Here is a 23,875-nt window from a genome sequence, read left to right as displayed (position 1 = left end):
CCAGCAACCTCACTCGCCACCTGCCAGGGCCAGCGTCTGTGCCCGTCCGTAACGGATCAGGGTGACGCGGCGGCTTTCATCATCATCGGAATTGCCGACCGAGGCGGCGACATTCTCGCCACCGGAAACCAGCGACGGTCCGGTGGTCGTGTCTTCAAGCGCGCGCAGGACCAGGGTGACCTCGCCCTGGGCCACGGCCAGGGAAACAGCGCGGGCCTGGGCTGAGGTCAGCTCCAGCGTCGCGGTCTCACCAACCACAGTGCCCTCACCCTCTTCATCTGCATAGGTCTGGTCGATCGCCAGAACGCGAGCATTCTCGACAACAGTCTGGGCGACGAATTCGCGGCGACGGGTTTCCTCGTTTTCCTGCTGGAAGGAGACAATCACATCGACACGGTCATTGGGCAGGATGAACCCGCCCGCGCCCGTCTCGGCCGATGTCGGTACAGCAACAGCGCGCATGCCCGGAGACAGGACCGCAGACATGAAGCCTGCATCGCCCTGCTGGACCAGGCGACGACCGGTGACCGGCTCACCCTGGCGAATGGCGGAGCGGACCACTGCACCCGCAAACTCGGACGCATCCTGACCGCTGTTTTCGACGATGTAACCGGCGGAGACGGCCTCTTCGGGCCAGGACTGCCAGTAGAAGTCGCTGGCGCTGACGCGCTCACCGACATTGATATCCCGGCGTGCGGCGAGGATACGAGTGGCCGGTCGCTGCTCAACCTGGGCAAGCTGCGGCTCTTCAACGGTCATTGCCTGACGCACGAAAAATGCCACGGCAATCGCTGCCACGGCTGCTGCTGCCAGAATGCCAATACGAAGCGCGTTCATGGAACTCCAAACCTCTCGACGCACGAATACGATTGCGATGAGACGCTGAATTCCTCAAAGTGACGTTAATACTAAAGCGCGAATGCGCTCTAAAATGCGATTTTCGAATAACTCGTCAAAAAGTTGAAAGCAGACCGGTTTGCGGCATCAGCAACAGGCCGGCGATCGCAATTGCAATCCCGTACGGCACCGGAGCCCCCTGCACCAGGGCTGTTCCAGGTGTGTGTTTGGCCAGGGCCGGAAACGCGGGAAGCGTGTGACGCAAGGCGATCAGCACCAGGACCAGTCCGCCACCAGCCAGAGCCGTGTAGAACAGGAAGCTCATGCCCAGCGGCCAGCCGTACATGAAGGCGGCAGCGGCGAACATCTTGGCATCCCCGCCGCCCCACCAGCCGGCCGCAAAAATCAGCATGCCCAGCACCAGCGCCCCAACTCCGGTCGCCAGGTGCAGACCGAGCGCGCCCCAGCCGGGAAAATTGAGGATGACAGCGATGATGAACGGCACCAGCAGGGCACCGCTCAGCCAGTTCGGGATCTTGTAGCGCCAGGCATCGCTGAGCGCGCCCGCGATCAAAAGACCGGCAAATACAAGTGAAGTAATCTGAATAATCATTTTGTCCCCGACTGGCGTGTCTGCCGGGAGAGTGCAACGGCAAGGCTTAATCTTCCGTTGGCACAAAAGAAAAGAGCCGCCCGATTGGGCGGCTCATTCCGTAGTTCGCTAAGTGCGTCTCACTTAGAGCGCGTCAGCAACCGTCTGCATGTTGCCGGATACGCCAGCGCCAAGTGCGGTTACAGCGCCGATAATGACGACTGCAATCAGGGCTGCGATCAGGCCGTACTCGATGGCCGTTGCACCAGATTCATCTTTAAAAAAGCGAGAAACGAATTTCATTTTTATTACTCCCGTTAAGGTACCTCACCATCAGGAGCCGATCCGTCCCGACCCCTCCTGAACGATGCCAACTAAACACGGGAAGAATTTCGATTTAGTAAAAACACGTACTTAACAAAATCTATACACGCAGCAACGTGGCTTATAGTTAACAAACACAAAATGAGTTCTTTAAAGACTGTAAATAAACGAAACAGCCCTGTTTATGAAAGATTTACGCGCGCGAGGGACACTGGCTGCCAACATTCGATCACCACGAGATTGGAAGCCGATCATGATCCGCCAGTTCGCAATCGCCTTAACTCTGGCCTGCACAAGCCTCAGCGCAAGCTGGGCTGATGAAGTGATCCTCGCCGCCGAGCATGCCGAAGTCATTCGCCTGCCCGGTACGGCCAGCGCTGTTGTCGTCGGCAATCCCTCCATCGCGGATGCGCTGGTTCATGATGGTCGCACGCTGATCCTGACCGGCCGCCTGCAGGGCCGGACCAATGTCATCGCCATCGATCGTATCGGCCGGGTGATCTACGAGTCCGAGATCGTGGTCAGCAATCATAATGACAACCAGGTCGCCATGTTCCGCGGCCCGAACCGCTTCACCCTGTCGTGTGGCGATGTCTGTGACGAGATCCCGCGTGTGGGTGATGACACGGCCCGCACGGATGCGCTGGGAGACCAGCAGCTGGATCGCCTGGCGACGGCCAATGCCGCGCTCGGGGAAGACGACGCCGGGAACTAGACCCATGTTCAAGCGTGTTTCCAACAGCGTGAAAGCAAGGCTGAGACGTGCCCTGCGCAATGAGGACGGCGCCACCGCTGTCGAGTTTGCGCTGATCGCGGCACCTTTCTTCTTCCTGCTGTTCGCCATGCTGGAAGTCGCGGCGGTCTTTTTCACGGGCACGGTTCTGGAAAACGCCGTGCTGGAAACCGCGCGCCAAATCCGCACGGGCCAGGCCCAGAGCGGCGGCACGACACGCGAAACCTTCCTGGACGAGATCTGTGCGCGGATCGATGTCATCGGCAATTGCGATCGCCTGTCGATCGACGTGCAGGTCTTTCAGGATTTCGGTGATGTCGATCAGTCCAGCCCGGTGCAGGAAGACGGCTCGCTGGATTCCGCCGGCTTCGGCTGGGACCCGGGTGATGCCGGCGACATTGTTCTGGTGCGTGTCTTTTATCGCTGGTCGCTGATGACCCCCTCTTTCGGGATCGGCATGTCCAACATGGAAAACAATCAGCGCCTGATCACGTCTGCGACCGTCTTCAGAAACGAGCCGTTCGATGATTGATCACCTTTCCAGCCTCCTCAAACGCTTCCAGCGAGATGAACGTGGCATCTCTGCGGTCGAGTTTGCCATTATCGCGCCGCTGATGCTGATCATCTATCTCGGTTCGGTCGAGGTCTCGCTTGCCCTGTCGATTGATCGCAAGATCACCAGCACGGCCAGCGCGATTGCCGACCTCATCGCCCAGGACGACGTGATCACCGATGACGAGATTGTCGATATTCTCAATGCCGGAAACGCCATCATCGTGCCCTTTGATTCCGGCCCGCTGCAATTGCGCGTCAGCTCGCTGTTGATGGATGGCGATGGCGATGTCGAGGTCCAGTGGAGTGATGCCTCCGGCATGGCTCCCCTGGCCGAAGGCAGTTCGGTGAGCACGCCCAACGGCGTTTTGCAGACCAATCGCTCGGTCATCATGGTCGAGGTCGAATACCGCTATCACACCCTGTTTTCGCAACTGGGCATGAGCCATTTCGATATCAGCGAGATTTTCTACCTGCGCCCGCGCCGCTCGATCGTAGTATCGCGGTCCTGAGCCAGGGCCTCGCGCAGCGTCTCCAGCAGGGCGTGATCCACAGTGAGCTTTTTGCCGTCGAGACCGGATACCGGAACCACGCCCATCACCGCATTACTGACAAAAATCGAGTCTGCTGAAGCCAGGTCAGACAGCGACGCCGATACTTCATTCAGATCCAGCTGTGCAAGCAGAGACGCGCGGACCGTTCCCGGCAGCACCGCACAGGCAAGTGCCGGCGTATGGAGTTGCCCATCCACGGCCCAGTAGAGATTGGCACAATCGCCACCGGAGACCCGGCCATCATCGTCCAGCAACACCGCCATGTCAGCACCTGCAGCGCAGGCCTGGCGGCGAGCGAAGATGTTGTCGGCGTAGCTCAATGTCTTGAAACGCGCTGACGGCGAGGTCGGCGAGCGCCTGATATCCGCAAGGGCGAGGTTGATGCTTTTGGCTGACTGGGGCCGCCCGGAAAACTGCAGCACCCGGGTCAGCTCAGGCTGGTCCGCGCGCTCCAGCCCTCGCGCGGACAATCCGGCGGAAACCGAGAAACGCGCCACTGCGCTGGCCAGGCCGGATGCCTGTGCGCCTTGCCCGATCAACCCCGCGAGATCGATCCCCGCGAGCGGATCGGCCAGGCCCAGCGCGTCAGCGCTGGAGCGCAGGCGTTCGATATGTCGCTCCAACCCCAGCGCCACACCCCGTTCAACCGCGATGGTCTCGAACAGGCCATCACCCAGGGTGAAGCCTCGATCACGATATGAAACCGCGGCGTCATCGCGCCAATCGCCGTTTATCCAGACTGTCATGACGCCCCCATCGCGGCCTTCAGGGCCGAGGCCTTGGCCAGCGTCTCTTCATACTCGGCGTCCGGATCACTGTCAGCGACGACACCACCGCCAGAGCGGATCTCCGCGCTCCAACGATCATCTTGCCGTCGCAGGGAGGCCGTGCGGATCATCACATTGAGATCCATTTCACCATCCGGTGTCATCCAGCCCAGCGCACCGCAATAGGGACCGCGCGCCTCACCTTCCAGCTCGCTGATGATTTCCATCGCGCGGACCTTGGGCGCTCCGGTGATGGATCCAGGCGGGAAACTCGCCTGCATCAGATCCACCAGGTCACAGTCGCTGCGCAGCCGGCCGGTAACGTCCGACACAAGATGGTGCACATTGGCAAAACTCTCGACCTCACACAGGCGCGGCACTGCGACCGATCCCGGTTCACAGACACGCGACAGGTCATTACGCATCAGATCCACGATCATCAGATTTTCCGCCTGGTCCTTGCGAGACACAGCGAGTTCTCGGTGCATCTTTGCGTCAGCTTCCGGATCATCGAGGCGCGGCCGGGTTCCCTTGATCGGACGGCTCTCCACCTGCCCTTCCCGCACCGAGATGAAACGTTCGGGAGAGTTGGTCAGCACGACCTCGTCATCCGACAGGCGCAGATAGGCCGCGTGCGGGGCCGGGCTGGCGGCGCACAGGCGCTCGAAAACCGCATAGGGATGATCGCCGCTGGCGAGTTCTGAAGTGAAACGCTGGGACAGGTTCACCTGGAAGACGTCACCCGCGTGCACATAATCTCGGGCCCGTCGCGCTGCATCCAGATAGACATCCCGTGCCCAGTTTGCGGACCAGCTGGCCTTTTCCCCCGGGAGGGGCAGGGCGCGATAGGATCGGCAGAGCGTTTCGATGAACGCTTCGACCGCTTCGCCCGGCTCACCATGCACCCGGATCTCGCTTGCATCACGGTCCAGCTCGGCCCAGACTGGATAATGCGCCATGGCCAGAACCGGCCACGCCGGGTCCAGCCGCGGCAAACGCTCAAAAGCCCCCGCAAGATCATAACCGAACAGACCCGCCCACAATCCCTTGTCCATCTGGCGAAATCGCTCGGCAAAGCTTGCGAATGCGGAACCGGTCTCTCCGCTTACCACCACGTCGGGACGTGCAAAGATCCGGGCCCGTCCGCTCTGGCCGTCATGCAAGAGAAGCGACAGGCGTTCAGTTTCAAAGCCTGAAAAAGCCGCCAGCGGGTCACGCCAGGGCAGTACCCTGGCAAGCGGCGGCGATACGGTTTCCGACATGGACAGCGTCACCGCTCCAGCCAGCGCGCGCGCAGCGCATCGCGCTCGTCATCGCTGATTTCCAGTGTCTCACGCAGATAGCGGTCCACATCGCCGATCGTGGCAAAGGCCTCGTCCAGCAGGGCGCCATCAACACCCAGGAAAGTGCGCAGCGACGCTTCGTCGACCTGTTTGCCCAGCATGTCCTGCATGCGCGCCTGCACCTTGGGCACCAGGCTGTCATAATCAACAGCGGAATTGGTCAGCTCATAATCGTCCCGGACGACGTCATAACCCACGCCCAGCTCACCCAGGACAAGCGCACAGAAAATGCCCGTCCGGTCCTTGCCCGCTGCGCAATGCACCAGGAAACCATTATCGGCCTCACCCGAGGCAAGCGCCTTGAACGCCTCGCGGAACACGACCTGATTGCCCTCTTCCATCGGGATGCGACGATAGGCGGACATCATATAGCCCTTCACCGCCTCGGCAGAGAGATCGCCCTTGCGCATGAACTGAAGATGCGGCGGTTCATCGTGATCATCATGATCTGAATCAATCACCCGCAGTCCCAGCGCCGCGTCCCAGTTGGACGGTTCCAGCGCGCGCTCACGCGGGCGGCGCAGATCGGCAACAACGGCGATGCCCAGGGATTTGAAGAAGTCCCGGTCAGCCTCGGAGGAGCGCGAGAAATGCCCGGACCGGTACAGTCCGTCACGCACGCGAGCACCTTCAAGGCCCTCATAGCCATGGAAACTACGGAAGTTATGGACACCTTCAAGCGGCTTTACACGAGTCATGATGTGGAGGTACGCGAGTGCGCGATCCGGAGCAAGAAAAAGCGTCGCGTTACTCGCCAACATCCTCTGCAGCTGGCTCGATCCCGACGAGCGCCTCGACCTGGGCAATGACGGATCGATAGGTGAAGATCAGCGACCGTTCCTGCGACACCAGCTCCGTGAAGGACAGACGCATGAAGGAGAGCTTGGCCGAGATTTCGCGGATCTCGAAGCTTTCCTCGTTGAAGAAAAAGGCATCGATGATCATTTTCCAGGTCGTCTCGGTTCCCAATTCCTGAACCGAATATAGCCGGGCGACTTCGGACATGATCTCGAAATCCAGCTGATCGAGCGCCCCGGTCTGGCCTGCGTACTCCCAGGCCACATCGGACAGGATGGGCGGGCTGATGCCCATCGGCATGGCCGGCATCACCGTCTCGAAGAGGTTGGCACTGGACGGCAATTCCCCGGACTGGACCTCAGCCTCGATCGCAGTGAGATTTTCCACGATCTGCGCGTGATACTCCGCCGCTGTTTCCAGCGCTTCCAGATTGTCGCGCATCTCGCCCACGATGCGGGTCAGTGCCAGGTTGGCCCGCGTTTCCGCAGCGCGATCAGCCCGCCACTCATTGACGAGAAAACCCAGCACGACCGCAAACACAATCAGCAAGGCCTCTATCGCGGCGCGCGGCAACCAGACCGGAAGGAGATCACGCATGACAGTTACCTGAAGGGCGGTTCGTCGAAACTGCGCAGCTTGCGCGAATGCAGAGCCGAGGCATCATCACGTTTGAGGATTTCGATGGTCTCGATCCCGGCGGCGAGGTGTTCACTCACCGAACGCTGATAGAACAGGTTCGCAGCGCCCGGCAGTTTCAGCTCGCCATGCAGCGGCTTGTCGGAAACACAGAGCAACGTTCCATAGGGCACACGCATGCGCAGGCCATTGGCAGCGATGGTCGCGCTTTCCATGTCCACGGCAATTGCTCGGGACTGGTTGATGCGACGGGCCTGGGCGGCGTATCGCAATTCCCAGTTCCGGTCGGCATAGGTCGCCACTGTACCCGTGCGCAGGCGGGATTTGAGATCTTCCTTGCTGTCTCCGCTGACGCTGGCCACAGCGTTCTCCAGGGCGATCTGGATTTCCGCGATCGGCGGGATCGGCACCTCGACCGGGATATCCTCGTCCAGCACTGCATCATAACGCAGATAAGCGTGGGCCAGCACATAATCGCCGAGGCGCTGGGAGTGGCGCAGGCCACCGCAGTGACCGATCATCAGCCAGCATTGCGGCCGCAGGACTGCCAGGTGGTCAGTGATATTCTTGGCGTTGGATGGACCGACGCCGATATTTACCAGGGTAATCCCCCGTCCGCCCGGTGCCTTCAGGTGATAGGCCGGCATCTGGAAGCGCCGCCAGGGCGCCCCCTCCACAACCGCATGGGCGTTGGGCGTATCCGCATCCACCGTCACATTGCCGGCGGCGGAGAAGCTCTCATAATGATTGTCTTCCTTCAGCTGGCGAATGGCCCAGCTGGTGAAGGCATCAACATAACGATGGTAGTTCGTAAACAGGATGAATTGCTGAACATCCTCGTACGGCGTGCCGGTATAGTGACGCAGACGCTGCAGCGAATAATCGACACGCGGAGCGTCGAACAGGCTGAGCGGCCGCGTCTCGCCCGGTGCGCTGGGCTTGAGACCATTGGGTCGGTCATCATCAATCTTGGACAGGTCCGCATACGGGAAGTGGCGCACCAGGTCGGCCGGGGTGGCGGCATTCATGTCCAGATCGTCGGCACCATCCAGGACATAGGAGAACGGGATCTCCGTCGTCGACGGGCCGACCTCGATGGTGATTTCATAGCCATCATTGAGCAGTTCGAGCTGTTCGATCAGATAGTCACGGAACAGCGCCGGATTGGTGATTGTGCTCTCGTAAACGCCCGGATCGGTGAACTTGCCAAAAGCGCGGCTAACCGGAGGCGGCGGGCCGTCCGGCAGATAGCTGACGCGAAGGGCCGGATAAACAAAAGCCCCGGCAGCGCGATCATCGGCGCTTGGCGGGGCTCCTCCGTCCAGGAATATCTTCAGTGCCGTTCGAAGACGGTCGACAGACGCCTGATAGAGCGCATTGAGCTGATCTACGGCGTCCTGGGGTGTGGTCGCAGTTTTAAACTCTGTCATCGCGCACCTCATGCACGAAATCGCGGCGGCGGTAAATGGGTGAAATGCGAGCATGTGGGCTTGGCAGCGCCCCACAACCCGATCAATCTGCCTGCAAACAGGAGCCAACACGTATGAGCCAGATTTTCAGGGATCGGGTCGAGATCTCGATCGAAAACCATATCGCCCATGTCGAGATGATCCGCGAGGACAAGCTCAACGCGCTGGACGGAGATATGTTTGACGCACTGATCGAGGCTGCGGAGTGGCTGGGTGATCAGCAGAGCGTCCGGGTTGCCGTACTCTCCGGTCGCGGACGCATGTTCTGCGCCGGGCTGGACTTCATGAGTTTTGCGGCGATGGCCGGTGATGATCCGGACAAGGCGCTGTCCCTGGAAGAGCGGACTCACGGGCTATGCAACCGACCGCAATTCGCTGCTTACGCGTGGCATGAATTGCCGGTGCCCGTGATTGCTGCCATTCGTGGCGGTGCGCTTGGCGGCGGACTCCAGGTCGCGCTCGGCGCCGATATGCGTATCGCCGCTGAAGATTCCAGGATCGCAATCGCCGAGACCCAGTGGGGTTTGGTGCCTGACATGTCCGGTTTCGCGCTCGCCCGCCGGTTGTTGCGCGATGATATCCTACGCCAGCTGACCTATACGGCCCAGCGCATCGACGGTGCCCGGGCCTGCACCGTTGGATTGGTGACCGAAACCGCCGAGGATCCGTTGGAACGCGCCTTTGAAATCGCCCGTCAGATCGCCGCGCGCAGCCCCTCCGCCATTCGCGGATCGAAACGTCTGATCAACGGGCTGGATGACCAGTCTTCCGGCGAAATCCTGCTGGCGGAATCGCGCGAGCAACAGGCCGTTATCGGCCAGCCGCACCAGGTCGAGGCCGTGATGGCCAATCTTGAAAAGAGAGAGCCCGTTTTCGACTGATCGCGCACTCTGATTGCGCCGTCTCTGAAAATACATGCCGCCATGCGCAAATGTGTGTTGGCGTGATCTCCTGCGGCCTGTATCCACGCCGCTGCCCGATTTTGGCGGGAGAAAGGAGATTACCATGCCCAATTCAAGCAACTGGATCGTTCTCAAATTCGGTGGAACGAGCGTCAAATCCCTCTCTGACTGGCAGGTCATCTCCAAACGGATCAAGAAACTCCGCAAGGCGAAGAAACGGGTGCTTGTAGTACACTCCGCCATTCGCGGTGTGTCCGACGCGCTGGAAGACCTGGTCCGCACCGCCCGTGACGGCGATGGCAGTGAAGCGTTGGCGTTTATCAAGGCCCGGCATATCAAGCTGGCCGACGAGCTGGATCTTAATGGCGAAGCGCTGCTGGCAACCAATTTTGACGAGCTGGACCGGCTTAGCGCCGGCCTGGCGCTGACAGGCGATGCCAGCCCGCGCCTGCATGCACGCATCCTGTGCCAAGGTGAGTTGATGGCGACGACGCTGGGCGCCGCCTGGCTCAACCAGATCGGCCGCGATTGCGAATGGCTGGACGCCCGGACTGCGCTGACTGCCCGGCCAGCTGGCGGGATCGCAGGCTATGTCAATGCGGATTGTGAACACGACCCGGACAAAAAACTCCAAAAACGCTTCGATGGCGATGTTGTCCTGACCCAGGGATTTATCGCGGGGCGTGCGGACGGCGACACCGCCCTGCTCGGCCGTGGAGGTTCCGACACGTCTGCAGCCTATTTTGCCGCCAAGCTGCAGGCAGAACGACTGGAAATCTGGACCGACGTGCCCGGCTTTTTCTCTGCGGATCCGCGGCTGACGGGCTCCGCCCGCCAGATCAAGGCGCTGAGTTATGACGAGGCCCAGGAAATCGCCTCCATGGGCGCTTCGGTCCTGCACCCGCGCGCCATCGCCCCGGTCCGCAATGCCGGTATCGAGATGGAGATCCGCTGCACGCACAAACGCAAGATGCCGGGCACGGTGATCAGCGCCACCCCGTCGGAGGATGCGCCGCGTCTGAAAGCCGTTTCGGTCAAGAACGGCGTTCGCCTGATCACGCTGGATACCAGCGGCATGTGGCGGGCGTCCGGCTTCCTGGCCAAGGCGTTCGAGCCCTTTGCGCGGCATGGCGTATCGATCGACCTGGTCTCGACATCGGAAACCAGTGTCACCGTCTCGCTGGATGACGACCCGTCCCTGACGCCAGCCGTTCTGACGGCGCTGGAGGCCGACCTCGCCGAGATCGCCCGCGTCTCGGTGCTGGAAGACTGTGCCGCCGTCAGCCTGGTTGGACGCGGCGTCCGCGCCCTGCTGGCCCAGCTGGCCCCGGCGATGGAGGCGTTCGCACATTATCCGGTGCGCCTGATTTCCCAGGCCGCCAATGATCTCAACTTCACCGTTGTGGTCGATGGCGACCAGGGCAAGCCGCTGTGCCGCAAGCTGCACGACCAGCTGATCCAGCCCAAGCCGCTTGACGAGACCTTCGGCCCCAGCTGGGCAGAGCTGGACGCGGACAAGGCTGCGAAAGCCGATGCGCCAGCCGTCTGGTGGCGCAATAAACGCAATGCCCTGCTCGAGGCCTGCCCCGAGAATGATGCGGTCTATGTCTATGACCGCGATACGGTTCGCGAGCGCTGCGAGGCGATTGCCGGATTGAAGAATCTCGATCGCGGCTTCTACGCGATGAAGGCCAATGGCCATGCCGACATCATCCGCACTGCGGTTGAAGCGGGTCTGGGCATTGAGTGTGTCTCCATCAACGAGGTCGAGGCGGCGCGCGCGGCGGCGCCCGCGCTGACACCGGAGCGCATCCTCTTCACGCCCAACTTCGCCCCGCGCGAGGAATATGCCGTCGCGCTGGAGATGGGCATTCACCTGACCCTGGACGGCTTGCACCCGCTGCGGCACTGGCCGGAACTGTTCAAGGGCGCCGGGATCACCCTGCGCATCAATCCCCAGCGCCCGGAAGGCCACCACAAACACGTCCGCACCGCCGGTCCGGAAGCCAAGTTCGGCCTGCACCGCGACGAATTGCCGGAAGCCATCGAGCTGGCCAGGACAGCAGGCGCGAAGATCACCGGCCTGCACGTGCATTCCGGCTCGGGCATTTCCGATCCGGAACACTGGCGACGTGTCGGTATTTTCCTGACCGAAACGGCACAGGACCTGCCCGATGTGAAAGTGCTGGATCTGGGTGGCGGACTGGGTGTCGACGAAGCCTCAGGCCCGCGTCGCATCAACACAGACCAGCTGGACATCATGCTGGGCGAGCTGAAAACAGCCTACCCCGGCTACGAATTCTGGCTGGAACCGGGTCGTTATATCAGCGCCGAGGCCGGTGTGTTGCTGGCCCGGGTGACCCAGGTCAAACAGACGCCCGATGCGCGTTTTGTCGGCATCAATACCGGCATGAACTCGCTGATCCGCCCGGCGCTCTATGGTGCCCGCCACGAGATCGTCAATCTCACGCGCCTCGATGAGGATGCGGACATGATCGCCGATATTGTCGGGCCGATCTGCGAAAGCGCCGACCGGCTGGGCGCCCAGCGCCTGCTGCCGGAAACGCGTGAGGGCGATGTCATCCTGATCGGCAATGGCGGTGCCTATGGCCGCGTCATGGCCTCGCGCTACAACATGCGTGAACCCGCCGGTGAGGTGGTGATCTAGCCCAGACAGCGGATATCGGGGCGGACCGGGATGGTTCGCCCCGATTTCCCCCTCGCCTGCCCTATCAGAGCGGTGTAAGCCGCGCGACATGAGCTCTGAAACTCCTTCTGAAGTAGCGGCCGAAACACCGGCTGACACGCCCCCCGAAGCGGTCAGTCACGGCTCGATTTTCAAGCGGTTCTGGCCGCAGATTTCCGGCACGTTTGCGCTGTTGACGGTCGAGAATGTGCTCGGGGTCGCTGAACCACTCGTGCTGGGCATCGCCATCAACCGACTGGTGGAACAGGACTGGACAGGCCTCGCCTGGCTGGCCGCGCTGGAACTCACCTTCATCATCGTGGGCATTGTCCGGCGCATGTATGACACCCGTGTCTATACCCGCATCTACGCCAGGGTCGGCTCTGACCTGGTTGCGCGGGAACAGGCCAAGGGCTCACCGATCACCCAGGTCAATGCGCGCGCGGACCTGATCAAGGAAGTCGTCGATTTCTTCGAACAGATCCTGCCGCTGTCCCTGACCGCCGGTTTCACCCTGATCGGCTCGCTGGTGATGATCGCCTTTCTGGATTTCCGCGTCTTCGTGGTCGCCACCGTGGCGACCGTGCTGACCGGTCTTGTTTTCTGGATCGCCAGCAGGCGCATCCACACCCTCAACAAGGCGCTCAACAACCAGTATGAACGCCAGATCGAGGTGTTCGAACGCATGCGCGCGTCCAGCCGCAACCGCCACTTCCGGCGGCTGGCCATGTGGCAGGTGCGCCTGTCCGATCTGGAAAGCCTCAATTTCGGCCTGACCTATCTCTTCCTGATCGCCGCCATGCTGTTTGGTATTTATGACGCGGTCACCCGCCTGGATGCGCCGATCGGGACAGTGTTCGCACTAATGACCTATCTCTTCCAGTTCGTGCAGAGCGTTGTGGCCCTGCCGATCACCTACCAGCAAGGTATCCGCACATCGGAGATCACCCAGCGGGTCTCGGACTAGGGACACGGCGCGGAAAACGGTCCCGATAGCGCGCGGTTCTTACCCCCGGCACGGTGATGTCAGCCAATTTGGGGGTGACCATGCTTTCCGTTTCCATCACCAGCGCACTGCTCGCGATCGGCGGGGCCGGTACGATTTATCTGGATTTTCTGGATGCCAGGAACTTCGAGCAGATCCGCGAAGCCTGTGAACCCGGGTCTTTGATTTCGTTTGAGCGCTGGGCGAATTTGCGGGCGCGCAACATGACCGTGAATTGCCATGTCGCGGCGGATACCACGCAATAAAATGGGCGACCCAGCTCGCTTCTTTCCTCCCCGAAAGTAGATCGCTGGATCGCCCGCAACTCGACGCCGAAGCGGAGTTGATCAGTCGGCCAGAGCGTCTTCGCTCTGCTTGGTTTTCATTTGGTCAAACATGGACCAGACGCCGTCATTACCATGCCAGTCACCCTGTGTCGCGCCTTTTGAATATTCGGTCGCGCGGGCTTCGAAGAAATTGGCATGCTCGACACCGTTGAGGATCTCCGTAAGCCACGGAAGCGGATGCTCCTTCACGCCATAGATAGGCGGCAGTTTGAGCTGGCCGAGGCGCCAGTCGGCGATATAGCGGATGTATTGCTTGATATCGTCCGGCGTCATGCCCTCGACATCACCCATCTCGAAGGCGAGATCGATGAACTTGTCTTCCATGCGGACAACCGTCTTGCAGCACTCGACAATGTCGTCCTTGACCTCTTGCGTCAGCGCGCCGGTCTCTTCGGCAAAGGCGTGGAAGAGCTTGATCATGCCCTCGCAGTGCAGGCTCTCATCGCGGATCGACCAGGTGACGATCTGGCCCATGCCCTTCATCTTGTTGAGGCGCGGGAAATTCATCAGCATGGCGAAGGAAGCAAACAGCTGCAGACCTTCGGTGAAGGCGCCGAACATGGCCACGGTACGCAGGATGTCGGCTTCGCTCTCAACACCGAATTCCTGCATGTAATTGTGTTTGTCCGCCATGGCCTCGTATTCCATGAAAGCGGAGAATTCGCTGTCCGGCATGCCGATCGTCTCGAGCAGCAGCGCATAGGCAGCGATGTGGATCGTCTCCATGTTGGAGAAGGAGGACAGCATCATCTTCACTTCCGTCGGACGGAAGACGCGGCTGTAGCGCTCCATATAGTTGTCGTTCACCTCGACATCGGACTGGGTGAAGAAACGGAAGATCTGCGTCAGCAGATTGCGTTCCTGGTCATTGAGCTTGGTTGCCCAGTCCTTGCAGTCCTCACCGAGCGGAACCTCTTCCGGCATCCAGTGAACCTGTTGCTGCTTTTTCCAGAAATCATACGCCCACGGATAGCGGAACGGCTTGTAGGAATGGCTGGACGTCAAAAGGCCCGGCAGGTCGGAAGCAGCGGTCATGGAAACACCTCGGTCGGAATCAAAACGGCTGAGCCGCTCAATATCTATATATTGTGGTAAACGCGGGGTTTACGTCTAGCCCTAGTGTGCAAAGGGTAGGGTTTTCCACAGACTGCTCCACAGGATTCAGCGCCTAATCAACCTCAGTGACACGTAGTTCGGACTGTGCACGCAGCACACCTGCCCGCATCACATGGGTCAGGGAGCGGAAATTGCGAACATCCTCGCGCGGGTCCTGCGACAGGATGATCAAATCGGCGGCCATGCCTTCCTCGATCTGGCCGAATTCATCTTGTCGTCCCATGGCAATGGCCCCGCCGCGGGTCGACATCTCGATCACTGCCTCCGGATTGAGTCCGGCTGCCTGCATCATCTCCATCTCGCGATAGATCGACGGACCATGCAACGTCATCGGATTGCCGGCATCCGTCGCGGTGGCAATACGTCCGCCCGCTTCATACACCGCCACGAGATTTCGTTGCATGAGGGCGATTTCCGCACCATTGGCCTCGAGGCTGCGATAGGCCCAGGCCAGTGTCAGCGCCGGGTTGAGATTTGCTTGCAATTCTTCCGGTGAATTGATGCGCGTGCGGATCGCATCGTCAACACAACCATTGGGATCATCAACAGGTGCGGCAGCAGCGAAAGTGACACTGGCAAGCGCTCGGCTCCAGTTAGACCCAGCCTGCAAGGTTGGCACGTAGACCGCTTCATTACGGGTCAACAGCTCCAGGAATTCTTCATCGACCGGCTGATCAGAAACCGAATGAACCAGCATCTGGGCCCCGGCACGCAGGGCCAGCTTTGCTTCACGCAAGGAGGTCGCGTGGACAATCATCGGCAGACCCGCCTCGTCCGCCGCAGCACCAATTTCCATCAACAGCGCATCCAGGCGTTCGCGCTGCGCCGGGCGCGGCACGAGATACCAGACCTTCACCGCCTCTGCGCCAATCTGCTGCAGGTACCGCACCTGTTCGCGAACACCATCGATGCATTACATCGGCAGGAATAACGGCTGATCGGCCGCGCCCTCTCCCAGAAAGAACCGGTTGCGGGCACTGGCATGCGTGATCAGCGGACCTGCTGCCCGGACATGGGCACGGTCCGGGCGATCGGTGTCCGTTGCATGCTCGCCTGTTACGGTCCAGGCCTGACCACCAACATCATAGACAGCGGTGATCCCTGAGCACAGGTATGCCGCGTGCCAGCGGTCGGGATTCCGGCGCAACTCGCCAACTGTTTCGGCATACGGATACACGTCGGGGGCCAGCAGGCCATCGGGGCGCCCGTCCAGCCACCCGGTCTGGGCAAAATGCACATGCGCGTCCACCAGGCCTGGCGTGATGAACCGCCCATCCAGGTCGATAATGTCCGCATCTTCCGGGTATTCACACGCTTCGGGCTCGCCCACGCATTGGATCCGACTATCCCGGACCACAATACTGGCGCGCTCGATCCAGTAATCACCATTGATGACTGTGGCGCCCGATAAGACTACCGGATCAGCATCCTGCGACTGCGCCAAAGCGGGTTGCGAAAAAGCCAAGACGAGACAGGACAGAAGCGAATGTTTCATGACATTCCTCCCAGAGCTGCCTGCTTGAAACCAAGAGTGACCCAAGGTCACCGACAGCGCTACCAGCGCCAGTTCAGAGTGACCGCGCCAAATTCCTCGGATTCCTCGAAGGCAGTGACACCGGCCACATGCTGGTATTCGCGGCGAACATAGGCAACAGAAAGATCCGCATCGCCAAACCGCACCGCCACTCCGGCCTGGGCATCGCCGATAACCTCGCGGCGGGTCAGAGCCATAGCACTGTCGAAATTGGCACCCTCGCTCGGATTGTACAGCAGGGCCCGGCGATCAGCGCCTGCGAACATGTACCAGCGCGGTTCGCCCTGCAGCGAATTGCCCAGGTGCTGGCCGACACGCAGTTCAGCGCCTGCACCGGCTGCCGTGCCGTCATTGCCCAGACTGACTCCGGCCCGCGGGATGATGCTGACATCCAGCTCATCGGAACCGCCGTAGGAATCAAAGGAGCGCTGATAGGCCAACGCGACCGTTGTCTCGTCCCGCTCGGGCTCGAAGACCAATGGAGAGCGGTTATCCGCCGTGATAGCGAGCAGGTCAAAGGCCACATCGCCTGTGTCATCATCGAGCACAGCCACGCTCAGCTCACCGGCAGGGCCCAGATCGATCGTTGTCGCATGAGGCAGTGTCGACGCCGCAAAGGCATTCTGGCCAGCGATATCGGCATCCAGCGAGAGCGCTGTGCGGGCAATATTCGCCGCCGACGCGGATAAGGGCCGAATTTCACCTTCTGCCGCCAGGTTGGCCTGGATAAGGGCAGAAGGATTCGCCCACTCAACGGCCTGCCCGGGTGTCATCAATACATAAGACACTCCGGAAAGCGCGATAAGCGTCGCCAAAGTCAGTTCTGACTTTCTTCCCATACGCATCAAACTCTCTCCCTGAGCGAATTCTCGCAAAGCGTGAATGTATTTGCATCAGGATTCGCCCAAGAAGCGAAATGGTTAATATCCATTCCCGGTGGTGTCGAAAAAAAGAAAAAGCCCGGGTTGCGCAACCCGGGCTTCTTGCTTGGCGTCATTTCAGTTGATCGCGCTTACTGACAGGCGAGGCACTCCTCGTAATCGGTCGGCGCGGCATCCGCCATGGACTGCTCGGCTTCGGACTTGCTTTCCGAACCGGCATAGGCAGCACGCTGGACCGACTTGGAGCGGCAGTAATAAAGCGACTTGATGCCCTTTTCCCAGGCCGACCAGTGCAGCATGTGCAGGTCCCATTTATCGATATCGCCCGGCAGGAAGATGTTGAGCGACTGGGACTGGCAGACAAACGGCGTGCGATCAGCAGCATGTTCAATGACCCAGCGCTGGTCGATCTCAAAGGCGGTCCGGAACAGCGCCTTTTCGTGCTCGTCCAGCTCCTCGATGTGCTGTACGGACCCTTCATGTTCCAGGATCGTGGCCCAGACACCCGGCGTATTGAGACCCTTGGCCTCGAGCGCGGCTTCCAGCTGCGGGTTCTTGACCGTGGTGGAGCCGGACAGGGTCTTGTGTGTGTAAACATTGGCCGGGATCGGCTCGATGCCGGCAGAGACACCGCCACAGATGATGGAGATGGACGCTGTCGGCGCGATGGCCAGCTTGTGGGAGAAACGCGCCTTGACACCGCTTGCCGCCGCATCCGGGCACGCACCACGCTCATCGGCCAGCTTGACCGAAGCCGCATCAGCCTGCTGGCGGATATGCTTGAACAGCTTCATGTTCCAGGACTTGGCCATGGCACTTTCAAACGGCGCATTCATCTGCTGCAGGAAAGTGTGCATGCCCATCAGGCCGAGACCGACAGAACGCTCCTGGATAGCGGAATAGACCGCGCGGTCCATTTCTTCCGGTGCCCGCTGGATGAAGTCTTCAAGGACGTTGTCGAGGAAACGGAAAATGTCCTCGATGAAGGTCTCGTCGTCCTTCCACTCCAGATATTTGGCAGCGTTGAGCGACGACAGGCAGCAAACCGCCGTGCGCTCTTCACCATTCTGGTCATAACCGGTCGGCAACATGATTTCGGCGCACAGGTTGGACTGACGCACTTTCAGGCCCAGCTTGCGCTGGTGAGCCGGAAGCGCGTTGTTCACCGTGTCGGAATAGATGATGTAGGGCTCGCCGGTCTGCAGGCGCAGCTCGAGGATCTTCTGCCACAGCTTGCGGGCATTGATCGTTTTGACCACATCACCCGTTTTCGGAGATTTCAGTTCGAACTCGCCATCATCACGCACAGCTTCCATGAAAGCGTCGGAAATGTTGAGACCATGGTGCAGGTTCAGGGACTTGCGGTTGAAATCGCCGGACGGTTTGCGGATCTCCAGGAATTCCTCGATTTCCGGGTGGTGCACGTCCAGGTAAACGGCAGCGGAACCGCGGCGCAGTGAGCCCTGGGAAATCGCCAGCGTCAGGCTGTCCATGACGCGGATGAAGGGAATGATGCCGGAAGTCTGGCCAACATCACCGATTTTCTCGCCGATGGAGCGAACATCGCCCCAATAGGTGCCGATTCCGCCGCCATTGGACGCGAGCCAGACATTCTCGGTCCAGGTGCCAACAATATCGTCCAGGCTGTCACCGACAGAGTTCAGGAAACAGGAGATTGGCAGACCACGGTCGGCGCCACCATTGGACAGGACCGGCGTGGCCGGCATGAACCAGAGATTGGAAATATAGTCATAAAGACGCTGGGCATGCTCGGCGTCATCGGCATAGGCCGTGGCGACACGCGCAAACATGTCCTGGTAGGACTCGCCGGGCAGCAGGTAACGATCTTCCAGCGTCTTCTTGCCGAAATCCGTCAACAGCGCGTCACGCGAACGATCAACCTTGACGCCCTCGACCACACGCAGGTGGGAGGCCTCATTGGCCCTCGGTTTGCCACGACGAGACGAAGCACGCTCAAGCTGATCTTCGTCAACAATACGAGTGGTGGCTGTATCCAGAGGTGTCATGCGGTTTTGCTCCCCAAACCCAGAGTCAAAAATGTCCTGTTCGCGCAAAATATGCTTGCGCGGCGTACAAACCCGAATAGGTCGAAAAATCTGTATAGTGTGCCGCTGTGTCCAGCTGACCCAACATATAGTGGCTCACCCCGAAAAGCCGGTCAACGGCCAGAACAGTCTTTGGGCTGATTTTTTGGTAAACAAGTTCTTAACCGCAGACAGGCCGTGTCACACCGCGTTAAGGGGCGTGACAGGCCTGTGAGACAAGGGTTAAGCGGCGTTAACCGAGCCTCATGAAAGGTTAAGAAGCTCCGGATCCCCGCCTTGCGCAGAGATGTTGATCGTGACCGTTTTCTCGCCCGCAAAACGGTGCAAATAATGCGGGCCTCCGGCCTTGGGACCCGTGCCAGACAAGCCCTCTCCGCCGAACGGCTGAACGCCGACAACAGCGCCGATCATGTTGCGATTCACGTACACATTGCCGGCCGGAACGATCGACTGAATTTGCCTGTGGAAAGACTCCAGACGGGAGTGAATGCCCAGCGTCAGACCATAACCCTTGGCTGCAAGAGCCGCGGCAATCGCGGGGAGGTCCTTGCGCTTGTAACGATACACATGCAGCACCGGACCAAAGACCTCGCGCTCGAGAAGATCCAGCGAGGGCAGCTCCACAAGGGCCGGACCAAAGAAACTGCCATGCTCTCCTGCCATACCGGTGTCGAGCTGTTTGATGACCGTGGCCTCACGCGTCATGCGCTCCATGTGTGATTCGAGAATCGCCAGGGCTTCCTCATCGATGACCGGACCGACATCCGTCATCACTTCAGACGGGTTACCCAAGCCCAGCTCATCCATGGCGCCGCACAGGCCTTCCACAAAATCATCCGCCGTATCTTCGGGCAGGAAAATGATTCGCAGGGCCGAACAGCGCTGTCCGGCCGAACCGAAAGCAGACATGACGGCGTCATCGACAACCTGTTCCTTCAGGGCGGTCGTATCGACAAACATGCCATTGAGCCCGCCGGTCTCCGCGATCAGCGGCGCAATGGCCGTGTCACGCGCCGCCAGCGAACGGTTGATCAGCCGGGCGACTTCCGTGGATCCGGTAAACGCCACACCGGCCGTGCGGTCATCACGCGTCAAGGCAGCCCCCACCGTCTCGCCGGTGCCCGGCAGCAGCTGCAGTACCTCGGCCGGCAGGCCAGCCTCCTGGAACAGCTTCACGGCTTCACATGCGATGACGGGTGTCTGCTCTGCCGGCTTTGCCAGCACCGTATTGCCCGCGGCCAGCGCCGCAGCGACCTGGCCGGCAAAGATCGCCAGCGGGAAGTTCCAAGGGCTGATACAGACAAAGACACCGCGCCCCTGCAGGCCGAGATGATTGGTCTCGCCCGCCGGACCGGGCAGACGCTCTGCCCCGGTGAACTCGCGTTCGGCCTGGGCGCCGTAGAAACGACAGAAATCGACGGCTTCGCGAACTTCCGCGATCCCGTCCGGGATATTCTTGCCCGCCTCGCGCGACATCAGCGCAATCAGGCGGTCCATATTCTTCTCCATGGCATCACCCATGGCCCGCAGGATGGCACCACGCGTGGCGCCGCCGGCCGCGTTCCAGGACGGGTAGGCTGCGGCAGCGGACTTGAAGGCCGCATCCACATCCGCCTCGCTGGCCTGGACCACATTGCCAACATGCTGGCTGCGATCGACCGGGCTCATCAATGCCTCGACCTCGCCGGTAAGCATGCGACCGTCAATCATGGGACCTGCGCTGATCGGCAGCTCGGCCTGAAGATCGGTCATGGCCTTCGCCAGGCGCTGCTGGACTGCCAGCTGGCTGATGTCCACGCCCACCGAATTCGCGCGCTCCTCGCCATAAAGGTCGTCGGGCAGCGGAATCTGCGGATGACGGTCAATACCTGCGGCCTTGTCGAACGGGCCGCGGGCCACGTCCTCAACCGGCACCGCGTCATCCAGGAAAGAATGGACAAAAGAGGTGTTCGCACCATTCTCCAGCAGGCGGCGCACCAGATAGGGCAGCAGGTCTTCGTGACTGCCCACGGGCGCATAGACCCGAACCGTGCGTTCGCCGTGCGCCTCGTGCGAGGCCGCATAGAGCGGTTCCCCCATGCCGTGCAGGCGTTGGAATTCATATGCCTCGACACCCGCCTGGCTGGCCAGCTCACGGACCGAGGCCAGCGTGTGCGCATTATGTGTCGCGAACTGGGAATAGATCTGCTTGGGCGCAGCCAGCATGCGTTTGGCGCAGACCAGATAGTGCAGATCCGTCGCCGTCTTGGTCGTCCAGACCGGGAAGTCCGGCCAGCCCATCTGGTGGCCGAACTTGATCTCGGTATCCCAGTAGGCGCCTTTCACAAGGCGCACGAGAAAACGCCGTCCGCTCTGTTTCGCCAGTTCGACCAGACCATCAATCACGGCACCGGCACGTTTCTGATAGGCCTGCACCGCCAGACCTAGCCCATTCCAGCCGCGCAGGGACGGGTCCCGCGCGAGGCGATCCAGGATTTTCAGCGAAATGACCAGGCGATCGGATTCCTCAGCATCAATGCAAAAGCCGATATCATGCGCCTTGGCTGCCCGTGCCTGTTCCAGCACCATCGGGTAAAGCTCGTCCATGACGCGCTCTTCCTTGATGGCGAGATAGCTGGCGTTCAGCGCGGAGAGTTTCACGGATACGCCGTGCACCTGTTCGATTGGACCTTCACCACGCGAGGCACCGACGACCTCGATCGCATCAAGATAACGCTGGTGATATCGCTGGGCGTCAGCGGCGGTACGCGCGCCCTCACCCAGCATGTCAAAGGAACCGATTTCCTTGTGTTTGCCCGCCCGCTTGAGCGCGGCAGAGATCGTGCGCCCAAGCACGAATTGCTCGCCCATGATTCGCATGGCCTGCATGGTGGCCGCTCGGATGACCGGTTCACCGGCGCGGGCCGTCAGCTTTTTCAGATAAACGCCCGGATTCTGACGTGCCTCAGGATCCACATCGATAATCTTGCCGGTCAGCATCAGGCCGAGCGTGGAAGCATTGACCAGCCAGTTCTCCGACTTGCCGGCATGTTCACCCCACTCACCTGTCGAGATCTTCTCGGCAATCAGCTTGTCCGCCGTCGCGCCATCGGGCACGCGCAGCAGCGCCTCGGCCAGACACATCAGAGCCAGGCCTTCCTTGTTGGACAGGCCGAATTCCTGGAGGAAGGATTCCATCAGGCCACGCGTGCGTGTCGACGCACGGGCGCGCTTCACCAGATCAATCGCATCATCACGAACCTTGTCACGCGTCTGATCGGAAAAGCCGATCTGCTCGACAAGGCTCTGTACCAGCTCGCTCTCATTGGCGAACTTCAAATGGTCAATTTCATCCCATTCAATGGAATTCCGGGCCTGAACATTCATGGCACAAACCTTCTATTGGATCCAAAATTTCGGAGCGGACATTGCTCCCGCAAACGCCGCTTCGCAAGCCCAGTGTGCTGTTGCACTTCGCGATTGTGCACGAATGCGCTAAGACGCATGCAGACAGTAAGGATTTTCACCGCCTCGGGCGGCTGAAAAGCAGAGGAAATTGATGAGCAAAACCGCTGACCTCGCGAGTAATATCGTCACCACCAACGGCCCGGACGCCGAAGACAGCAATGAACGCCCGCAGCGTATCATGCTGGTGACCGATGCCTGGGAACCGCAGATGAATGGTGTGGTTCGCACCCTTTCCCGCACCGTCGCCGAGCTGCGCGAGATGGGTCGCGAAGTCGAGGTGATCCATCCTGGGCTGGGTTACAAGACCATGCCACTGCCGACTTATCCGGAGATCCAGCTGGCCATGGGCGCCCGCAAGGACATCGCCCGCCGCTTCACCGAGTTCGAGCCGGAAGCCATCCACATCGCGACCGAGGGCCCACTCGGCCTGGCGGCGCGCCGCATCTGCGTGAAGTGGAAACTGCCCTTCACCACCAGCTATCACACCAAATTCCCCGAATATGTGAACGCGCGCTTCGGCTTCATCCCGCTGTCTGCCGGTTATGCCTTCATGCGCTGGTTCCACAATGCCGGTGGCCGCATGATGGTGACGACGCCGTCCATGCGCGATGATCTGACCAAGCGCGGTTTCAACAATCTGACGCCGTGGGCGCGGGGCGTGGACATCGAGCTCTTCAACCCGGCCAAGCGCATGATGAATGGCGAGGATGTCTTTGCCGGCCTCGAGCGCCCGGTCTGGGTCAATGTCGGCCGGGTTGCGGTTGAGAAGAATATCGAGACCTTCCTGGAAACCGACCTGCCGGGCACCAAGGTCATCGTCGGTGACGGCCCCCAGATGGAAGAGCTGAAGGCGAAATATCCCGACGCTGTCTTCACCGGCCCGAAATTCGGTGACGAGCTGGCCCGCCACTTTGCCGATGCGGATGTCTTTGTCTTCCCGAGCTGGACTGACACTTTCGGCCTGGTGAATCTGGAAGCGATGGCCTGTGGCACCCCGGTCGCGGCCTTCCCGGCTCACGGCCCCAAAGACATCATCCCCGGCTCCGGTGGCGGCTTCATCAATGAAGACCTGCGGCAGGCCTGCATGGACTGTCTGGAAATCGACCGCGCTGCGCCGCGGGCGCACGCGGAAAAACACTCCTGGACCCAGTGCGCACTGGACTTCCTGGACAATCTGAAACCGCATCCCAAGCCGGAACGCCGGCGGTTCTGGAAACGCCTGCGCGGCCAGAAGTCGATCGATAGCTAGGCACGATCAATACGTCCAAATGAAAACAGGCCGGACAATGTCCGGCCTGTTTTTTGT

Annotated in this window: 22 protein-coding genes; 8 read left to right on the top strand and 14 right to left on the bottom strand. The window is 60.5% G+C overall.

The window, feature by feature from the left end; all coding sequences use genetic code 11:
• Positions 1 to 9: 9 nt before the first annotated feature.
• The 3 genes from cpaB to JJ889_RS03375 form a co-directional block, all read right to left on the bottom strand.
• On the bottom strand, positions 10 to 837 hold the full coding sequence (gene cpaB / locus JJ889_RS03385; RefSeq protein WP_291891490.1) for a Flp pilus assembly protein CpaB: 828 nt from the start codon (positions 835 to 837) through the stop codon (positions 10 to 12).
• A gap of 115 nt (positions 838 to 952) precedes the next feature.
• Positions 953 to 1,450 (bottom strand): prepilin peptidase, encoded by a 498-nt coding sequence (locus JJ889_RS03380; RefSeq protein ID WP_291891489.1) that lies wholly within the window; start codon positions 1,448 to 1,450, stop codon positions 953 to 955.
• A gap of 123 nt (positions 1,451 to 1,573) precedes the next feature.
• The gene (locus JJ889_RS03375; RefSeq protein WP_291891488.1) at positions 1,574 to 1,732 is read right to left on the bottom strand and encodes a Flp family type IVb pilin; all 159 of its coding nucleotides are present in this window, start codon (positions 1,730 to 1,732) and stop codon (positions 1,574 to 1,576) included.
• Positions 1,733 to 2,006: 274 nt separating this feature from the next.
• Between JJ889_RS03375 and JJ889_RS03370 the strand changes: the two genes are divergently transcribed.
• From JJ889_RS03370 to JJ889_RS03360, 3 genes are read left to right on the top strand one after another with little or no spacing between them, the layout of a single operon-like run.
• The gene (locus JJ889_RS03370; protein WP_291891487.1) at positions 2,007 to 2,468 is read left to right on the top strand and encodes a pilus assembly protein N-terminal domain-containing protein; all 462 of its coding nucleotides are present in this window, start codon (positions 2,007 to 2,009) and stop codon (positions 2,466 to 2,468) included.
• A gap of 4 nt (positions 2,469 to 2,472) precedes the next feature.
• On the top strand, positions 2,473 to 3,018 hold the full coding sequence (locus tag JJ889_RS03365; RefSeq protein WP_291891486.1) for a TadE/TadG family type IV pilus assembly protein: 546 nt from the start codon (positions 2,473 to 2,475) through the stop codon (positions 3,016 to 3,018).
• Positions 3,011 to 3,550: a TadE/TadG family type IV pilus assembly protein gene (locus tag JJ889_RS03360; protein WP_291891485.1), complete on the top strand. Its 540-nt coding sequence runs from the start codon at positions 3,011 to 3,013 to the stop codon at positions 3,548 to 3,550. The genes JJ889_RS03365 and JJ889_RS03360 overlap by 8 nt, the downstream gene beginning before the upstream one ends.
• On the opposite strand, the gene JJ889_RS03355 is transcribed toward JJ889_RS03360, so the two are convergent.
• The 5 genes from JJ889_RS03355 to JJ889_RS03335 are packed head-to-tail and all read right to left on the bottom strand — an operon-like array spanning position 3,508 to position 8,566.
• A complete protein-coding gene (locus JJ889_RS03355; RefSeq protein WP_291891484.1) occupies positions 3,508 to 4,338 on the bottom strand; it encodes an aminotransferase class IV in 831 nt (276 codons plus the stop codon). The two genes, JJ889_RS03360 and JJ889_RS03355, sit on opposite strands and share 43 nt — an antisense overlap.
• A complete protein-coding gene (gene pabB / locus JJ889_RS03350; protein ID WP_291891483.1) occupies positions 4,335 to 5,621 on the bottom strand; it encodes an aminodeoxychorismate synthase component I in 1,287 nt (428 codons plus the stop codon). Before pabB ends, JJ889_RS03355 begins: the two co-directional genes overlap by 4 nt.
• Before the next feature lie 8 nt (positions 5,622 to 5,629).
• Positions 5,630 to 6,400 carry a tyrosine-protein phosphatase gene (locus JJ889_RS03345; RefSeq protein WP_291891482.1) on the bottom strand — a complete coding sequence of 257 codons (771 nt, stop codon included), beginning with the start codon at positions 6,398 to 6,400 and terminating at the stop codon, positions 5,630 to 5,632.
• A 49-nt stretch (positions 6,401 to 6,449) separates the two neighbouring features.
• Positions 6,450 to 7,097 carry a hypothetical protein gene (locus JJ889_RS03340; protein ID WP_291891481.1) on the bottom strand — a complete coding sequence of 216 codons (648 nt, stop codon included), beginning with the start codon at positions 7,095 to 7,097 and terminating at the stop codon, positions 6,450 to 6,452.
• A gap of 5 nt (positions 7,098 to 7,102) precedes the next feature.
• Complete coding sequence (locus JJ889_RS03335) at positions 7,103 to 8,566, bottom strand: AMP nucleosidase (protein ID WP_291891480.1); 1,464 nt, start codon at positions 8,564 to 8,566, stop codon at positions 7,103 to 7,105.
• A 113-nt stretch (positions 8,567 to 8,679) separates the two neighbouring features.
• Between JJ889_RS03335 and JJ889_RS03330 the strand changes: the two genes are divergently transcribed.
• From JJ889_RS03330 to JJ889_RS03315, 4 genes are all read left to right on the top strand, one after another.
• Positions 8,680 to 9,486, top strand: coding sequence for a crotonase/enoyl-CoA hydratase family protein (locus JJ889_RS03330; RefSeq protein WP_291891479.1), 807 nt, complete (start codon positions 8,680 to 8,682; stop codon positions 9,484 to 9,486).
• A 124-nt stretch (positions 9,487 to 9,610) separates the two neighbouring features.
• Positions 9,611 to 12,175, top strand: coding sequence for a bifunctional aspartate kinase/diaminopimelate decarboxylase (locus tag JJ889_RS03325; RefSeq protein WP_291891478.1), 2,565 nt, complete (start codon positions 9,611 to 9,613; stop codon positions 12,173 to 12,175).
• Between the two features lie 88 nt (positions 12,176 to 12,263).
• Entirely contained in the window at positions 12,264 to 13,160 is an 897-nt protein-coding gene (locus tag JJ889_RS03320; RefSeq protein WP_291891477.1) for an ABC transporter six-transmembrane domain-containing protein, read from the top strand.
• An 80-nt stretch (positions 13,161 to 13,240) separates the two neighbouring features.
• Complete coding sequence (locus JJ889_RS03315; RefSeq protein WP_291891476.1) at positions 13,241 to 13,444, top strand: hypothetical protein; 204 nt, start codon at positions 13,241 to 13,243, stop codon at positions 13,442 to 13,444.
• Between the two features lie 81 nt (positions 13,445 to 13,525).
• On the opposite strand, the gene JJ889_RS03310 is transcribed toward JJ889_RS03315, so the two are convergent.
• From JJ889_RS03310 to putA, 6 genes are all read right to left on the bottom strand, one after another.
• Entirely contained in the window at positions 13,526 to 14,560 is a 1,035-nt protein-coding gene (locus JJ889_RS03310) for a ribonucleotide-diphosphate reductase subunit beta (RefSeq protein ID WP_291891475.1), read from the bottom strand.
• Between the two features lie 133 nt (positions 14,561 to 14,693).
• Positions 14,694 to 15,530, bottom strand: coding sequence for an amidohydrolase family protein (locus tag JJ889_RS03305; protein WP_291891474.1), 837 nt, complete (start codon positions 15,528 to 15,530; stop codon positions 14,694 to 14,696).
• 24 nt (positions 15,531 to 15,554) lie between these two features.
• Positions 15,555 to 16,136 (bottom strand): hypothetical protein, encoded by a 582-nt coding sequence (locus JJ889_RS03300; RefSeq protein ID WP_291891473.1) that lies wholly within the window; start codon positions 16,134 to 16,136, stop codon positions 15,555 to 15,557.
• A gap of 59 nt (positions 16,137 to 16,195) precedes the next feature.
• On the bottom strand, positions 16,196 to 17,020 hold the full coding sequence (locus tag JJ889_RS03295; protein ID WP_291891472.1) for a lipid A-modifier LpxR family protein: 825 nt from the start codon (positions 17,018 to 17,020) through the stop codon (positions 16,196 to 16,198).
• 167 nt (positions 17,021 to 17,187) lie between these two features.
• Entirely contained in the window at positions 17,188 to 19,083 is a 1,896-nt protein-coding gene (locus JJ889_RS03290; protein ID WP_291891471.1) for a ribonucleoside-diphosphate reductase subunit alpha, read from the bottom strand.
• Between the two features lie 282 nt (positions 19,084 to 19,365).
• The gene (gene putA, locus JJ889_RS03285) at positions 19,366 to 22,488 is read right to left on the bottom strand and encodes a bifunctional proline dehydrogenase/L-glutamate gamma-semialdehyde dehydrogenase PutA (protein WP_291891470.1); all 3,123 of its coding nucleotides are present in this window, start codon (positions 22,486 to 22,488) and stop codon (positions 19,366 to 19,368) included.
• A gap of 259 nt (positions 22,489 to 22,747) precedes the next feature.
• On the opposite strand from putA, the gene JJ889_RS03280 reads away from it, so the two are divergent.
• Entirely contained in the window at positions 22,748 to 23,818 is a 1,071-nt protein-coding gene (locus tag JJ889_RS03280) for a glycosyltransferase family 1 protein (protein ID WP_366940053.1), read from the top strand.
• The last annotated feature ends 57 nt before the right edge of the window (positions 23,819 to 23,875 follow it).

It is taken from the genome of Maricaulis sp. (genome assembly GCF_017643475.1).
GTDB lineage: Bacteria > Pseudomonadota > Alphaproteobacteria > Caulobacterales > Maricaulaceae > Maricaulis.
This window is presented reverse-complemented; position numbering and strand designations above follow the sequence as displayed.